Genomic DNA, 17,887 nt, shown 5'->3' on the forward strand with positions numbered 1-17,887 from the left:
GTTCGTCCGTATTTCATAGCATTCTCAAACATTCTTTCCTAATGGAAATAATAATGATTTATCTTCTCCCCTTCAAGTGTGATACCCAAAACTAAAAAATTCAATTCACATTCAGGGGGATTGTCAGGAAATAGGCAAACTCAATGCCAATATATTTAGAACGATTAATTATTAATAGAGTATTATTTTGATATCCTTTCAAGAGTAGCTTTCATGTTTAACCTTGCTGAACCTTACTCATAACCAAGCCTTTATTTCTAAACCATTATCATCATCCCCATTTCTCCAACAACACTTTATTCAATCAATTTATATTTCCTGAGTACCCTTTCTATGTTATTAAATTCTATTTGCTGCTCCACTATTTTTAAATCCCTTGTTCTTAACAAGACATATCTCGGAATTTCCATAATATTTAAAGCTTTTTTGAAGATTTCCGAATTGTCCGAATCCAAATAGTAGTTCGGATATTTTACAACTCCTTTTTTCAAATAATTAAGCCAATGGTCTTTACTGGATGAAATGGCAAGCCCCACAATGGTAAAATCTTTAGTGTCTTTGTTTGCAGAATAGAGTGAATCAATTGTAGGATGCTGAGCCAAACAAGGTCCACACCAAGTCGCCCATACATCAATTAACAGATAATCATGTTTTGATTTCAATGATTCAAAGGAAATAGTTTCTTGAAAAGGCAAAGTGGAGAATACCGGAAAGTTACTTGGGTCATTTTGGAATTCTACTCTTTGGACATATTCTTCATATCTGTTTTTTAGCAATCTTAATTCTTCATCGCTAAAGGAACTTTTACTAAAGGAAGAAACAGTTTTTTCAATCTCTGCTCTCAGATCAAAAGAGGATGGCCTCAAAAGAGTAAGCAGTTTTGTATAGGCGGAATGGGAATCAACACTCTCTTCAATAAGCGTCAAAAATTTTATGTTCTTCACTTGATTGATGGAGTCAATAATATCCCTGTCTAGTCCAATAGAATAGTTTTTTATTTCACTAGCAGCTTCCTGCTCCACTTTATGGAACAATTGGAGCAGCTGATTTTCAGGACCTCCTTCGACTGAAATAACTTGGCCTAAATCCCAATTCACTACAATATTACTGCTGTCAATAAGGAAGTATGGCGATTGAATAATTTTATCGTCCTGCCCTACTCCATTGACATTAACCATTAACCTTGCGGATTGAGGTCGTTCAAAATCAAACCTTCCTTTCAACTCTCCTTCGAAGCTCGTTTTTGATTTATTTATTAAAACTATGGTATCGGTTCTATTAAAGATCAACTTTACATTTTCTTTGAAATCATTTAATTCTTGGATATTCACCTTAAGTTGAACGGTTTTCTCTTTTATTTCTTGAGAATAGCAGTGATTAATAAAAATCAAAAAGCAAATGCTGCTAAGAACTAATTTTTGAAACTTCATTTAATTTGGTTTAGTCAAGAGCAATCTTTTATAGAGATTTACGCCATAAAAACTATTTTTAATATCAGCAGATAACTTATTATAATAATCAATGTACCTGGAATAGGATAAATCTGGAGCCCCCGGCAGCAAATAAGTCATTTCATAAGTATCTGGATGTTCCTTTGACGCATCGTAATACAATGCAGCCAAATTATCCTCAATTTGTTGCAGTTCATCTTCATAAGAATTCCGCTCAGCGTCTGTAATTTCCCCCTTTAGCAAATCTTGGACCTCTAGCCTTTGAGCATTTAAATTGCCTTTTCTCATACCTATATTTTTCCAAAGATTAAAGAATGGAGACTGTGTTTCAATCCTGATATCATCATATGCGTATCTCCCATTTCCTTGTTCACTAACAGCTACAACGACTTGATATTCGCTTTCATCAATTAAGAGAAGAAAACCACCGCCTTTAAAATTCACCATGGCGACAGAGGGAATATCTACCTGTCCGGTAAATTGAAACTGTTCATTGGAGACAATCGCAGAATCAATCCTTTCTAGATTAATAAAATCTAAGGTAATTAAATCCCCATTTTCAATAGTATATCCTGCCTGACGAAAAACTGAATTATCAATTTTTCCGTTTATCTGAAATTTCATCTGCGAAAAACTAGGCTTAATGGAAAAAAGAACAAAAAGTAAAGTGAAATAATAGAAACGTGATTTAAAAAGTTGATTCATATATTAGATATAAAAGGAATAGATGCATTTTGGATTATTGTATTCAAGATAAGAAATAAAATTTATTCCATATATAATTGGGGATTTGATTTTGGAACAAGCGGAATATTAATGCTTTTAGGTATTAAATTAACATCATTAAGCCTATAAAAAAATAGCCCCAACCTTCAGGTCGGGGCTATTTTATAAAATTGAATAATAACCTACTTATTGTATTTTGCTTCGAAGGCATCTGAAGCCTTGTTCACATTGTTCGCAGCATCCTCAAAAGCTTTATTGATATCATCTAACAATTTGGTTTCCGTAGCTGGATCTTCAACATTGTTCTTACGGATTTCGATCAATTTAGGATAAGCATCAGTTACGATTTTCTGGTAACCTTTTAAGCCATCCACAACAGCTGTTTGGAATTCAGCATCTCCGTTGAAATCACCAAGGTCTTCTACTTTCTTGATATCAGCATTTAAAGCTTTTTCCCATTCTGCACGTACGGTTTCTGCTTTGGCATAATCCGCAGAGGTCATTGCTGAGTTCATATTGGCAATATGTGACTCATTCTCATTGATCACTGTAATGATTGAATTGTTGTACTCCGCTGCATTCTTGGAGCTAGATCCACAACTTCCTAGGGTCAATGCGCCTAATACGGCTAGGCATGCAAAAGATTTTCTTATCATAATATGCTTTTTTATTTTTTACTTGTTTTCAATTCCAATATTGAAACTTAGCTTCAAATTGTTATTACAAATTTATTCCGAAATCAAGTGCAGACCTATAGCTGAAATCAGGGATTTTTTAATACAACTATAATTATTCAACTCATAAATCAGCATATATCAAATATTCTTAATTCCATAGCTCCATAAGCAATCTTATTAAAGTTCAGCTTATGCTAATAAGCTATCGAATCCAATTGAAAATTCATATCCTTCCAATTGCTCATGGCAAATACCAAGTCTGCATTAGCTTGGACCTGTATGCTCTTCATTAGTTTTGATTTTATGGCTTTTGTTGCATCCATAACAGTGGCTTCTAATGATACCTCGGACATAATCTTTGGATTAGCAAACCGACAGAAACTTAAATCAGGTGCTAATGTCATATCCACATCCTCGGTTTCATGCAATTGCAGACCTTTTATGCTAATACTTCGGATTTCATTTTCAATGACCCTAGAAAATGTCAGGCCTAATGGTTTATTCCTTTGGCTCTTTAATCTGATCTGGGTAGCATCAGCATTAACCATCAAGATATCCCGTTCATCCTTCTTGGTTTCTATGTTTTCTAGTTTTATCATCGCCCCATCCGGCATAATGCTGTTGTAAGTATAGATGCCATTTGCAGTGCCTTTGATATTGCGGGTCAAACTTTGTCCAAACGGCAATAGATAAGCTCCAGGGATCAGGTAACAAGGATGACTGTTTGGAATATCACTATACAGCTTTCCGTCAAAATTACCGGTCTTTCTACCTTCAGCATCTGTAATTTCTATATCAGCAGGGCTCAACAAAAAGTCCAAAACAAATGTACTTAAGCCTAAAGGACCAGAAAACGGCATATCATGATCCGCTAGGTTATAGGCACCATTGCTCATCATAGCTATGGTAATACCGTTACTTAGCGTAAAACCTGGTTTCTTGTCATATTTATAACGTAATTCTCCGTTTTCAAGATAAAAACTCAAGAAACAATCATCTTCATCATGGTGGTTACAATCCCATACTTTGAGTTGCACCCCATCCAAACTATTTACCGTTGTCTTCCCATCTGCGGAAAGCTGGGCACCTGGATGGTTGTCAGGATAAATAAATTTATAAGGAAAAATACAATGCGAATCACTCAGCTTGTCATAATAGCCACTATCCCAAACCTCACCCGAAGGAATAAAAAACAGCAATGGCGAATTGTTCCGGTCGCATCCTTTCAAGAAAGTGGTCTCAATCTGCCTTATGGTTGTTTCAATATTCTTGCCAGCCTTTTTTCCACAATCATGAAAATAGAGCAGGGATTCTTTGCTCAATAGTTTCCCATGGATACCCGTAAGTTCGGTGATGATGTCTGCTTCCTGGATGGTCGAGATATTCTTGTTCTCATTAAACATGTTATCAGCCACCTTTGCGGACATTGATGTGCAAAAACCGGTCGCTAATCCACCATCTCCCTTTCCTTTCAAGAAGTAATGATAAAAGGCATAAAATGCAGCTGTCAGGATGGGATGTCCAAAAATTGGATCTATCGTCTCATGCCAGACCTCTGAACTGCCAAAGGTAGCCTTAAAGGTATCCCAACTTGGCTTACCGATGTCAGGATTATGAAAACCTAAATTGTTGTGACCATATTTAAAGCGGATTTCCAATACACCTTTCACCTTTGCCACACGGGAATTACTGAGCATTCCATCCGGGTTCTGCACCTGCAGGGATTTTTCTACTCCCACTTGCATCCCCGCATCTACGCCAACCATGGTAAAACTCAGCTTTGTTCCGCCGTTCGAAACCGTCGTTGGTAGACTCTGACCATTGATCAATATCGCTGCTCCATCCAAAAATGCCTTTCCAGTTACCTCCACCACAGAACCTGGGATCAATCCATTAGCAAACTCATCCAATTGGGGTTTAATCCGAATAATAATGCGATTACTCTCCACATTATCCGATGCCCGCTTAAAATATATCAGCTTGGATCCACCTTTCGCATCAGCAGGCATGGTGACCTCCATTGTGCCATCAGGCAACAGTTTCTTCTCCAAGCTTACATTGCCATCATAAATAAAGGTATCAGCGTTAGTAAAGATATTTCCTTTGAGGATGATCTTATCCCCCGGAAACACCTCATAAGTACTTGCTGAGGTAATAAAGGGCAATGTCATCTGTTCATCCCAATCGGCCTGCGTAAATTGGAAAAACTCATTTTCCCCATCTTGGCCATTATATTGCCCCAATGGACCATCATAACCACGCTGCCCTTTCGCTCCTGTATCTCCATTTCTGGCTCCTTGGCAATCCTCTCCGTTTCCCGCAATACCACCTATGCCACCATCACCGCCATCGGCTCCGGGGCCGCCAAAACCAGCCTGTCCACCTTGATTTTTCCATTTGAATCGTTGGTTGGTAACCGATTGTTCCAAAGTTCCAGTAAGTACGCCGATCGAAATATTTCCAGCATTGCCTCCTACTCCACCCATTCCACCATTTCCACCGTTGCCGCCATCTCCGCCACGACCTCCATTGCCACCTTCAATATGACAAGAACCCCAAAACCAGACTAATCCATATCGTCCACCCTCTCCATTGCCACCATTGCCACCTCGTTGTCCTTGGCCACCCTGAATTCCGTTTTCTCCATTTAAATCAATATTGGGAAGATTCTTCAAATCCTTTACCCATAATTTTAAATTGGGTGCATTTCTGCCTGCGGCTCCATTTTGGCCAGCTATGCCATCATTTCCTCGACCGCCTTGTCGACCTGTATGGTTATTATGGTCCCGACTCCGTTTCGAACGGTCATAATTAGGCAAACCATTCAAATAAGGATCATCCGTGCGAGCTGGCGTAAATCCACCTGGTCTTTTCCAAATAATCCATGCATCAGGACCACAAATCAACTCTTCCGCATATATCGTTAAAGTCTCTACGTCAGCAGATACCTCCAAATGCACATTCGTTAAATCAATCTTTTTGGCAATGATGACAGTCTCCCTTTGTCCAATTACCGCAGGTCCTCCCATGACATGAAATCCTTCAGTTAAGGTCGGCCAAAGTGCTGGGTTTATCGCTTCAAATGATTTCTTGAAATCGGTCTTGTTGGCTAATTCCACTTTCCCATCGGTTTCCTTGAATAGATCCTTCAAATTTATCCCAGTTGATCTTGGGTTAGTACTACCTAGATTCAAACCTCGCCTTCTGGTCCCACCTCGATTCAATATATCAGGGATAGAGGGTACTCGAGTTTTCTTGATTTCAAAATGGTTGAAACTCTTCGCATTCCCCAGGTTATTATTCAGAATATCCACTTTAGAGGTAATGGATGCCGAATTAAATGTAACTGCCCAATTATGCCATACATCTTCCATATTATACTTCTTCTTGCCAATCAAAACATCACCAGGTTTAATGCTTTTATTCCCTTCCAGCTTCAAGGTGCCCAAATCATCGATTGATTTGATTCCCAAGGACTGCATCACCTGTTTGATCCTTTTTAAATGACTTCTTCCTTCATTAAAATCTATATAGATCCGAGCATTTTGAATATCTAATACTGATTTTATCTTTTCGGAAAGGATTTTGACCTCTTTTGCCTTCTCCTGCATCAAGCTCGAGCTAATCGCTTCATTCTCCATTTCTACTTTAGCGATACTTCCTTGGAAAGAACTAGCAGAACCATTAAATGATCCACCTAATCGGAATTGCTGTTTTCCCCAATTATTGATTTTTCCCATATTCGCATCAGAGGCCATAACTTTTCCGTTAACTTCCAACTCTGCCAATCCATTTGCATATTTTAATATTCGTATGGTGCTAGGTCTACCTTCAGGCATTGGTTCGGAACTCATCAAGGTTTTCATACCTTGATCACTCTCGATCTCTGAGACCAAATTTCCGTTAGGATCCAAATAAAGAGAGATCGGTTTGCCCTCACTCTCAAAAATCATCTGTTTATTTCCATTAACCTGGTCTGGAGTTAACTCCAAAGTAAGGGTAAATTCAGATAGTTGATCATCGGGGATGTCTAGTTCAATGTCAACATGCGAATCAGATAGCTTCATCGCTGTCTCTTCCAAGCCTACATTTCCCACCGTCTTCCAATTCAAATTCTTGAGCGTGCCGGTATCAGGAAGTATCTGACCTTCCTTAACCTTAAATGAAAACAAGTTTTCCATGATATTTTTGTTTAAATAGTAATTCGAACCTAATTATCTGTTGATAAAAATGGAACCTTAAAACTACTAGTTAAACAAAAGCAAAAACCCAATTATGAGTGAATAAGCACCTTTAATGAGTGAAGTAGGAAATATACTTAGCGAACCTTACAATTATCTGAAAAACAACAGTTTACCTCAAATAAGTTATTCATAATCAAGAAGAAAAACCTAGAAATACTCAAGAAAAGAAACATGATTTTACTCCAATAAAACAACATCCTTTCTTGGATTCAGCAATAAGATACTTTCCTCATTCAAATGAGACTTCAATTCCTCATTTTCATCCTTATCCAAATGCTTGTATTGCAGTTTATACTGTTTAGTGCTATTTCCATGTCGCCATTCGATTATCTTACAATTACAGGCAGCATTTTCTTGGGTATTTATGATTTGGTTCAAACTACCAGCATCTGCTACTTTATGGTATAAATTGCGGATAGCGATGATCTCATCCCGATTATCTGATTCGAAGCTCCATGTTGTAGACAAAGCGACCATCCTCTTTTTCAAAGTATCCAACCTTCCTAGGGAGTGGCTTGGCGAAAGGACCTCCCCATTCTTCTTCCGACTCACATAACTATGGATGGATACAATAGCAGGGGAATTATAGACCATATAACCATAATGATTGATATTGGCGCCATGACGAATGAATTCAAACTTCCCTTTATGGTATTTTATTTCAACGATGTTGTTGACGAATTGACGAAAACGGTTTGGTTCATTGGACCTTGCCTGAGGAGCACCTGTATAATATAACCAGATCCCCGATAAAGCTTTAATTTCCGATGCCGAGGGGCTGTAAGCGACTTCAATACCCTTTTCTTTACGATTCAACCGGAGTATTATTAAACCTAACAAAAGAATAACAGTTAGACTGGTTAGCAGAAGCAATAACAATACTTTAGGTTTCAGAACCAAATTCCCATACAACAAGGATTTCCTCCTAAGTGGCTTGGCAAACTCTTTATCATGATTTGCCTTGGAGCCTTTGCCAGTCAAATAAATTAAGCAGGCATCGATGAGATAGGGACGCGGATTGCTGACAATTCCAAAATAAGCATCCTTTAATTGCCCACCTGTGATATCGTATTTCCGATTGGGGTAGTCCAGATTAGGTTGTGCATCCTCTTCATAAGGATCATGAGCTAGGTCTGCAGAAGTATAAGGCAATTGCCTACTGATTTCACTCAATACCCTAGCCAATTTGCCGTAATTCTCTCGATTGGTATTTCTGATTAATATATCGCCGGACTCTTTTTCGTACTTTTCAAATACCCGTTCCATTAATTCAATCAAATCTTCCTTATTTGAAATAATAACCATATAATATTAAATATTAAGCACTTACCCACTTTCGGAAACCTTTCGGAAACCAAAATGGAACTTTAGAATCATTTCCGAATGCATAATCAAGACCTATTTCTTTCACATATTACTAATTTGCGAAATAATTGTAAAGATAAATATTTTATCAACGATTAAGTTTTTGTTGCTTAAAATATATCTCCCTAGATAATCAATTAAAATAAATCTTATATGCTAAGTATTATTGGCTTGATAACAATCTTGATCATTGTTATCCTCTTGATGGGCAAGCGTTTTTCACCCATTGTGGTTCTAAGTATAGTACCTTTGATAGCTGCATTGATTGCAGGTTTTTCACAAAGTGAAATAGCAACATTCTACACCGAAGGGATCAATAAAGTAACGGGGATTGCCGTTATGTTTATTTTTGCGATCCTATTTTTCGGCATCTTGCAGGATATCGGTTTTTTCGATCCACTAATAAATTTTGTCCTGAAGAAAACGGGATCAAACCAAATCGCTATAACCTGTGGCACCGTTATTATAGCTGCCATTGCCCATATTGACGGTTCGGGTGCATCCACTTTTCTATTAACGATTCCACCCTTGCTTCCCATATACCAAAGGCTGAAAATGAGTCCGCATCTGCTGCTATTGTTGGTTGGACTGAGTGCTGGAGTCATGAACCTGATTCCATGGGCTGGTCCAATGGGCAGGGCCGGTATTATATTGGAAATGGATCCCTTTGAATTATGGAAACCTTTGATTCCTATCCAGATCATGGGTTTTCTGCTTGTCTTGATAATGGCCTTTTATTTTGGATGGCGAGAGAAAATGAAAACCAATGGCAAATCAGTTGAACTAGAAAATCAAGAACTGACACCTGAAATCCAGAGCCAAACTGAAACCATTGACAAAGAGCACATTAAACCACTTTGGTTAAACAGCTTGATTGCCCTTTTTATTTTTGTTTTGCTGTTCTCAGGGATTCTTCCGCCAGGGCTGATTTTCATGTTGGGATGCAGTATCATTCTCTTTATTAATTTTCCCAAAAAGGAGCAACAGATGCGACGCATAAAAGTCCATGCGCCAAATGCACTGCTTATGGCATCCATCATTATTGTTGCAGGGTCCTTTATGGGTATTCTGAGTGAAAGTGGCATGCTGGAATCTATTGCCAACGATCTTGTCAAGGTATTGCCTAAGCAGGCAGTCCCCAATCTTCATTATATTATCGCCTTCCTAGGTGTCCCGATAGAGCTCTTGCTCAGTACAGACGCCACCTATTTTGCACTGTTTCCCGTTATCGAACAGATTGTTTCCGAATATGGTGTTGACAGCAACCGGGCCATCCAGTTTATGATGGTAGGAAATATAGTAGGCACATTTATCTGTCCATTTGCTCCGGCAGTATGGTTAGCTGTGGGATTAGCCAATGTAGAATTAGGAAAATATATCAAATATGCCTTCCTATGGGTCTGGGCTTTTGGAATCGTCTTATTGCTGATTATGTACCTATGGATGTAATTCCCAAAACCCAAATCACATGAAGATATTTAATCGAATACAAAAAATGGATCTCGATATACTTTAAAGTCTATTGAGATCCATCCTTTTAGTTTTCCAATAAAACCTTTACCGCACCCTCATTTCATATTTATTAATCATTTTGTTCAACCAAGCGTCTTTTTCCTCAAAAGTTGAAAGCGTTCCTTCCTCATCATTTTCCTCCAAACTTTTAATTATTTCATCAACGTGTTTCAAGTTTAATGCCTTTGCCACTTTCCGAATTTCATCATCAGACCATTCGTTTTCCCACCAAAAAGAAACCTCATCCAACCAAACACCATCCCAGGTGAACAGTTTTGGTTCATCTATGTCTTGTTCCAAATCGTATAGGAAAAATCCTTTATTTATAACATCATAAGCCAAAATTTGATAACTATTAAAATTTAATATCGGCTTATATTGATCCACTTGATAAGTTTTGCGTTCTTCATCAGTTAATTCCAAAATCGACTCAGGCTTGGAATAATTATATTTCATCAACTCATCTATTTCAGGGTCTGAGATATTCCCATTGAAGATCTCCAACACCAATTCAGGTAATTGAAGTGTTTTAATTAATTCAAAGACTTCTTTTTCCAATCTGTTTTCCATGGTGGATTAGCTAGTGTGTAAATAAAAAATGTTTTCAAGCATAAAATAACTATTTCTATTCAATTTTTTGGATTTTAAGTAAATATTAACGGAGGATCAGGATTGAGTTCCATTCCCCCTCAACTCCCCCTCGACTTCCCCTCGACTCTGCTCGGGGATCAGCCCCAAAGGTTGAGACGATCATCAGCGGAGCCGAGATGACGATCACCTAATGGATATTTGAACCAGGATGGATGGGATGGGAGGATAAACCAAGAACTGGGAAGGAACCAGGATGGGTTAGACAGGCTAACCCACAAAGGATGGGAGGATGGACCAAGAACTGGGGTACTACCCTCCTTTCACTAACCAACACAACAACAAAACAACTTTATTAAATATTTTTATAACTATTAGGAAATAATTGCGTTATTTTGCATCAAATTTAAATAATGAAAATTCTTCTCACCATTACTTTAATTTTAATTCCTTTTTTATCCTTCGCTCAGAATCTAACGTTAGAACAGTTTCTTATGCTCCATAGCATGGATTCAAATAAAACCATCAATTATCTTAAGAAAAAGGCCTGGAAAATATCAAGTCTGACAAATGAAAAAGGAAATATTTTTATTGTATTGAATCATAAGCCTGAAACGAATTATGAATATTTGGCAAATAAAACAGTTAGTGTTTCCAAAAATCAATATATAAGAAGAAATGAAGAGTCAAGGATACAGCTATTTTCCTCATCTCAAAATGTTGTCAAGAGTATTTCCTTAGAAATCTTTAATCCACAAATCTTCAAGAAATTCAAATCAGGATTAAAAAACAACAAATATTCTATTTTTGACCACTTCTTCTTAGGCGACAAAATGGTACAGCTATATAAACGAAATTCAACCATTATCCGAGTATTGACAACAAAATCGAAAAATTCAAGCTTCCAGAAAATCAACTTATGGAAGGTAACGGTTATGTCCGAAGATTACTATTCCAATTATTTTATTGAATAAAAAATGGCCGCTTATTTCTAAACGGCCATAACCTAATTAATCTAATAATTATCCAAACTTAACTAACGCTTTCCCTTAATACCCCAATACATCAATTTCAGCTAGGTGGGTAGATGCCTGTCCATTGAAATTGTCTTTAATATTGATCTTGATCTTTTTCAGGAACTGTGCTGGAACTTCAAATTTCTGCATCTCAATCTCTGTCCTGTCCATCACCTGATCAACCGCTAAGGTTTTCCAAGTGGTACCATCGGTACTTCCTAAAATATCAAAGGTTTTAAAGCCATTGGTATTATTCTGTCTTCTGGTCAATCCAATCTTCGTCACATATACATCAGCTTTGAAATCCACCTCAACCCAATGTGGGAAGTTTGGCTGGTTCCCTTGCCACTGCGTATGCCAGAAGGTATTGATGCTATTATCGATCACAAATTTCACTTTTCCGTTAGACTCGCCCTCTCCTGTCAACTCTTCTGAGTCTGCCTTAGCTTCCCAGTTTGTTTTTGGTTGAACCTTCTCCACGACCGCTGCATAATAAAGGATAGTTTTTCCAGTTGGGAAAAAGGAGTATCCTTGATCATTGGTAGCGGTTAGTGCTAACATATATTCCTTGCTCAGATCAAATTTCTTAGGATTGTAAGTCAGTGTCAAATATTCAGAACTAGTCTTTCCCTTAGGGATCACGACTGACTCCTTATCGATATTGAAACTTCCAGCAGGAAATGGCAATAGCAATTCTTGTCCATTGATCTCACGGATCTTATTGACGCTGTCCAATGCTTTTTGGTCTTGCGCAAAGCTTATCCGCAGATCTTCTGCTGGATAACCAACACCACCATAATTAACTCTAAACTGGTCTTTTCTTTCATCGATCTGAGGAAAAATCACAAGGTCTTGCCTGCCATCAGTTGCCTTCTGTACATTTAACTTTGCTTCTTCTCGGGTATCGTTCAATTCTTCATAGGTTGGCACATCTTCCTTACAGGAAACCATGGCCAATAATCCTAAGCAGATTGCAATAAATGATTTATTATTCTTTTTCATAAAATTCATGATTAATAGCCTGGAATCTGTACCAATTGTTTATTACGGTCAATTTCCATTTGATGCCAAGGCATAAAGTAATTTTTGTCCTCCCATGGTGCTCTCAATACAGCAGGCACACGTTTATAGAAATCAGGACTATTGATAGCCGTACCTTTTGTCATATCCATACCTTCATAATTTCCACCTTGTCTATAACCTTCTTGGTCGGCAACTTTCCATCTTCTTACATCAAAAAAGCGCTTTCCTTCAAAACATAACTCTACTCGACGCTCTGTACGGATCTCTTGTCTTACACGTGCTTGTGATAGACCTGATGCCAATGCCGGAAGCCCTGCTCTGGTTCTTACCTTATTCAAGTAAACCAATACATCTGGGTGGTTTGGTTGAGCTTCATTCAATGCCTCTGCATAGTTTAGATAAAGCTCTGATAACCTGATCAACATGGCTGCACGGTTAGTTGCATTCGATGGGTTCACAGAAAATGAAGGATGAATATTTTTTCTAGCGGTATAACCTGTTTTAGGCCAATCCCTAGGAGCACCATTTTTACCTGAGTTACCTGTTGCGAAAAATTCAACCCATTTCATCCCTGTTTTTGGAGCACCCGGAATCAATGATCCGTTGAAAGTGATATAAGAATAGAACCTTGGTTCGCGGTCCATATACATTTTATTGGTTCCTTCTGCATAGTACCTAGTTTCAACACTTGAATAGGTGTTTTCATTATAAGTACTGCTTTGTTGGATGGTTTGTCCATTTTGCATTCTGAAATCATCCACTAACTCTTGAACAACTGCCAATCCATTGTAAGCTGTACCCGAGATCGCTCTTGGCGAAGCATGGATTTCCCATTGGTAGCGGTTGGTAGCTGGCCTTAACCAGATACCTTCTTTTTGGTATCCATCCCAGAATACATCTCTTGTTGAAAGGTATGCCGTTTCAAAATCATTGGCACCCGTTTTTACAAATAATGCTTTTCCATTTCTTTCTGCTAGGTCAATGGCTGCTTTAGCTTGGGTAGCAGCTTTTTGCCAACGTGAGGCATCATAAGTTGGATTGATCAATTGCTTGCCATCCAAATTTCTCCAGTTGGACATAGCCGTATTACCATTGTATAATGGACTAGCATGGAACAATAGGATTTCAGATTTTACTGCTTCCGCAACCATGCGGTTGATACGACCTAATTGCGTTCCATCAACTGTCGTGGTTCCCATTTGGAAATGCTCTACCGGAAGGTCTTTGATCGCCTCGTCTATCTGTGCAATGACAAAAGCCACTGACTCATCCCAAGAACTTCTAGGAATCTGGTAATTCTCACCCGCTGCATCATCACTTACTAAAGGAAGGATAACCGCTGGACCGTGCATTTTCATTACTGACCAGTAATAGAAGGCCCTTAAGAATTTTGCTTCAGCTTTGTATTCTTTGACCAAAGTAGCACCATTCTCCGCAGTCAATAACTCCGTACAACGGTCTACATTATCAATGAAAATCTGAGCTTGTCTGATTTTATTGTAATAATTGACATACATGGTATTCACATTATCCGCTGACAATGCGCCTGAATTCGCTGGGAATTCCTGCCAATTGGATACATCCATTTCATCAGTAATGGCTGACCAGAAGTAATTGTATGGCTGATCCCAAACATCCTGGATCGGAGAATACAAACCTCCCCAATAGTTTTCCGTTTGTGCACGGTTGGAAAATATGGTTTCAATATTCAATAAGTTGTCCGGTTGTGCATCGAAGAACTTATCGTTGCAACTGTTCATGGACATCGTCGTTGCTGCAAGCAACAACATGATCGTTATTTTTTTATAATTGATTTTCATTGCTGTTCTTATTTAAAATTTAGTCTTATCCCCATATTGTAAACTCGTGTTATAGGGTAAGCCGTTCCTCTACCATCACCCATTTCTGGATCCCAGAAATCCCATTTTGAAACCGTGAACAAGTTGGTTCCATTCACATAGATCCTGAACTTAGAAACTCCAATTCTATCCAACCATGATCTTTCTGTAAAGTTGTAACCAAATTCTGCTTGCTTCAAGCGAAGGAAATCCGAGCGATGCAACCAATATGTACTGCCATAGTAGTTGGTCGTAACGGTTTCATTCGTCGATAATCTTGGGTACAAAGTTTCTTTATCAGGGTTATTTGGATCCCAACGGTCTAATAGGTTGGTATACATGTTTCCATAAGTAGCACCTTGTGAGAACGGTGTTACAGCAAATCCACTTGCATAGTTTAGATCGACCATACCAGCACCTTGGAAGAATAAGCTCATATCAAAGCCCTTAAATCCTCCACCTAGGGTAATACCGTAAGTCAATAATGGAGTCGAACCATAACCAATAGCCGTTTGGTCATTGGAGTTAATGATACCATCACCATTCAAATCCTTGTACCTGATATCACCAACACGTACATCACCAGCTTGAGATGCAGAGTTTGCTATCTCCTCGTCTGTCTTGAACAAGCCTTGGTCAATGTATCCGAAACGTTGTGAAATGCGGTGCCCTTCTCTGTTCAGGTATGGGAAAGCCCATGGCGGTAAGTTATCTTTTACAGCACGATTAGAGTTGTAGTTCATCGTACCTCTAGCCATAAAGAAACCATTGGTCATTTGCTTGTTGTACTCCAAGGTTAAGTCAATACCCTTGTTGGCAGTCTCGCCAATATTTTTGTAAGGAACGTTTCCTGAGTTATATCCCGATACATAAGGAATATCCAAACCTTGCATCAAGATGCCCTCTCTATCTTCCTTGAATAATTCAGCTATAAATTGCAATTCGCTATTGAATAGGTTGATCTCGAAACCGATATTATGTCTGTAGGAAGTTTCCCAAGTTACATCACCACGCATCAAGGATTCTACATAACCTGTAAAGCCTCTTTGCGATCCTGGAATACCGAAATTATAAGAACCTCCACTTTGTCCAAATCTGGTTAGGTACAAGAATCGGTTTCCAGTATTCGAGTTTCCTGATGAACCATATGAATAACGTAATTTCAAGTGATCGATATGATCTTTCAATGGCTCGAAGAAGGCCTCATTTGAGATCACCCAACCTAAACCTACAGATGAGAACAATCCAAATCGGTTATTTGGCGTAAAGTTGTCCGATCCTGAATAGGAGAAGTTGGATTCAAAAAGGTATTTTCTATTGTACGCATATGTTGCTCTTCCCACTAAATTTCTATTTCTGTAAGGAATAGCTGCTTGGTACGAACCAACATTGGATGCTGCATCTGAGAAATCCGTTTGGTTAAACAATAATAAACCGCCAACCTCATGGTCTCCAAATGCACGGTTATAGTTCAATGATGCTTCTGCATATAGACGACGGGAAGACGATCTTCCCAATCCAAAGTTTAAGTCTGGAGATCCAGCATCTGTCAAGTTCAAAATCAAGTTGCCTTCATCATCTCTGCCTTCTGCAAAATAAGAAGGTAGATTTCTAACCCTGGAAAGTACGGATTGAACCGTAGCATCAAATGCAAATAATCCATTCGCACTCAAACCTTCGGTCAAGAAGCCTAATTGTTGGGTCAATCTCAGGTTGGAACGAACTACGTTATCATATCTGTTATTGATACCTGATTGCGTCAAAGCCTTGTAAGGGTTTTCTGTAGCTCCCTTCACAAATGGCCATGAACCATCCGAGTATTGAACTGGAATAACATGTGGAGAGGTCTGTGTCGCCAAAGCGAAAATATAGTCCCTACCCCTTGCCGGTTCATTATAGTTTTTCAAGAAACCATTGATACCAAAGTCAATCTTGGTATTTGGGGTTACATTGACGGTCAAATTACTGGTGAAATTAAATCGATCTTCTTTCAATGCTGAATTATAGGTATCGATATCTTCAGTTTTAAACTGACCAGTTTCATTGTAATAGCCTAGCGACAAATAATACTGGGCAATATCTGCACCACCGGTAATATTTACGTTGGCTCTGTTATTGGTAGCATTGTTCTTGAAAAGCACATCATACCAATTCACATTAGGATATAGATCCGGATCGGCACCAGTTCTGTGCAATTCTATTCTTTCAGGTGTGTAGAATGGCTGCTTGCCACGCATGGTCAAACCTTCGTTGAACAATTCCATAAAGGTTGGTCCATCCACAAATTCAGGTAGATAGGTAAAGCCTGTGATACCCTGTTGAAGTTCGGCTGAAATGGTTGGTTTACCAGCCTTACCTTTACGGGTATTGATGATAATTACCCCATTCGCACCTCTCGTACCGTAAACGGCAGTCGCGGTTGCATCCTTCAGGATCGTGAAGCTTTCGATGTCCTCTGGATCGATATTGTTGATATCACGATCTGGAACTCCATCCACGATCAATAATGGCGATTGCGGAGAACTCGCAAAGGTCGATACCCCACGAACAAAAAGGTTTGCTCCACCAGAACCTGGACCTCCACTACGTTGCGTGGCTACTACCCCAGCCAAACGACCGGCGATTGCAGTAGTCAAGTTAGCAACTGGAACCTTAAGCTCTTCTCTCTTGATGGTCGCTTGCGAACCCACATTACTTTCTTTCTTCTGCGTACCGAATCCGACAACCACAACTTCGTCGATTCCTGCCAGATCCTCATTTAAAGTTACGGTGATGTCCTTTTCATTCTCTGAAAGTGGCACTTCCAGAAATTCAAATCCTACCAACTTGAAAACAAGTGTAGCATTTGATGGTACTTCGGCGACGAATCTACCATTTGCATCGGTAGAAGTCAGCGCTTTGGTTTGTCCCTTTACGGAGATGGTTACCCCTTGCAACAGATTGCCATTGGCATCCTTAACCGTTCCTGTGAAAACGGTCTGCTGCTGAGCAATCATGGATACGTTTGGAAATAATTCCGAAATGTTTGTGGCACCTAAAACATCAATTGGACACATTGATGAAATCAATAAGGTTGCTACTGAAACCTGACCCCATTTTGGGACAAGCTTGAAAACATTGGACATAGGTTTTTTAATAGGTTTCCCCTTTTTCATGTTCATAGTTAGCGGTTAGTAAAATTGATTATTGAGGTAATGATAAGAGATAATTAAAAGAAAAAAAACAGCAATCGTTTGCGTAAATTTTCATTGATTTCGTGGTTTTTTGTTAAAAATTTAAATTAATAATAATACAAAATGCCATTTAATCGGTGCTAAAACCATTAAATAGCACATAAACTAATATTACCCCTGTGTTAATAACATTTTTGTTACAAAACTTTATTATGTCTAACAAGAGCATGAGCATGAAAAAATTTTCGGTCGTCCATTCGGACCATGTTCGAGA

Annotated in this window: 11 protein-coding genes; 2 read left to right on the forward strand and 9 right to left on the reverse strand. The window is 38.7% G+C overall.

Translation table 11 applies throughout. The annotated features are described in order from the left end of the window. Positions 1-296: 296 nt before the first annotated feature. The 5 genes from CKW03_RS11215 to CKW03_RS11235 all read right to left on the reverse strand — a co-directional run bounded on the left by CKW03_RS11215 (position 297) and on the right by CKW03_RS11235 (position 8,403). Positions 297-1,430, reverse strand: a complete 1,134-nt coding sequence (locus CKW03_RS11215; RefSeq protein ID WP_093096851.1) for a TlpA family protein disulfide reductase — start codon at positions 1,428-1,430, stop codon at positions 297-299. Continuing rightward, positions 1,431-2,156, reverse strand: a complete 726-nt coding sequence (locus CKW03_RS11220; RefSeq protein WP_093096853.1) for a DUF4369 domain-containing protein — start codon at positions 2,154-2,156, stop codon at positions 1,431-1,433. A gap of 203 nt (positions 2,157-2,359) precedes the next feature. Next, entirely contained in the window at positions 2,360-2,833 is a 474-nt protein-coding gene (locus CKW03_RS11225) for an LIC11966 family surface protein (RefSeq protein WP_093096856.1), read from the reverse strand. 215 nt (positions 2,834-3,048) lie between these two features. Next, complete coding sequence (locus CKW03_RS11230; RefSeq protein ID WP_093096859.1) at positions 3,049-7,035, reverse strand: LamG-like jellyroll fold domain-containing protein; 3,987 nt, start codon at positions 7,033-7,035, stop codon at positions 3,049-3,051. A gap of 240 nt (positions 7,036-7,275) precedes the next feature. Further along, on the reverse strand, positions 7,276-8,403 hold the full coding sequence (locus tag CKW03_RS11235; RefSeq protein WP_093096862.1) for a hypothetical protein: 1,128 nt from the start codon (positions 8,401-8,403) through the stop codon (positions 7,276-7,278). A gap of 213 nt (positions 8,404-8,616) precedes the next feature. Here CKW03_RS11235 and CKW03_RS11240 point away from each other — a divergent pair, with 213 nt between their 5' ends. Further along, positions 8,617-9,912: a CitMHS family transporter gene (locus CKW03_RS11240; protein ID WP_093096864.1), complete on the forward strand. Its 1,296-nt coding sequence runs from the start codon at positions 8,617-8,619 to the stop codon at positions 9,910-9,912. Positions 9,913-10,020: 108 nt separating this feature from the next. Here CKW03_RS11240 and CKW03_RS11245 read toward each other — a convergent pair whose 3' ends face one another. After that, entirely contained in the window at positions 10,021-10,533 is a 513-nt protein-coding gene (locus tag CKW03_RS11245; RefSeq protein WP_139185445.1) for a hypothetical protein, read from the reverse strand. Between the two features lie 536 nt (positions 10,534-11,069). On the opposite strand from CKW03_RS11245, the gene CKW03_RS11250 reads away from it, so the two are divergent. After that, complete coding sequence (locus tag CKW03_RS11250) at positions 11,070-11,537, forward strand: hypothetical protein (RefSeq protein ID WP_139185446.1); 468 nt, start codon at positions 11,070-11,072, stop codon at positions 11,535-11,537. 75 nt (positions 11,538-11,612) lie between these two features. On the opposite strand, the gene CKW03_RS11255 is transcribed toward CKW03_RS11250, so the two are convergent. The 3 genes from CKW03_RS11255 to CKW03_RS11265 are packed head-to-tail and all read right to left on the reverse strand — an operon-like array spanning position 11,613 to position 17,601. Continuing rightward, on the reverse strand, positions 11,613-12,581 hold the full coding sequence (locus CKW03_RS11255; protein WP_169918999.1) for a discoidin domain-containing protein: 969 nt from the start codon (positions 12,579-12,581) through the stop codon (positions 11,613-11,615). 11 nt (positions 12,582-12,592) lie between these two features. After that, positions 12,593-14,422, reverse strand: a complete 1,830-nt coding sequence (locus CKW03_RS11260; protein ID WP_093096875.1) for a RagB/SusD family nutrient uptake outer membrane protein — start codon at positions 14,420-14,422, stop codon at positions 12,593-12,595. A gap of 8 nt (positions 14,423-14,430) precedes the next feature. Beyond that, the gene (locus CKW03_RS11265; RefSeq protein WP_093096877.1) at positions 14,431-17,601 is read right to left on the reverse strand and encodes a SusC/RagA family TonB-linked outer membrane protein; all 3,171 of its coding nucleotides are present in this window, start codon (positions 17,599-17,601) and stop codon (positions 14,431-14,433) included. Positions 17,602-17,887 lie beyond the last annotated feature (286 nt).

This window comes from Sphingobacterium mizutaii, assembly GCF_900187125.1.
Taxonomy (GTDB): domain Bacteria; phylum Bacteroidota; class Bacteroidia; order Sphingobacteriales; family Sphingobacteriaceae; genus Sphingobacterium; species Sphingobacterium mizutaii.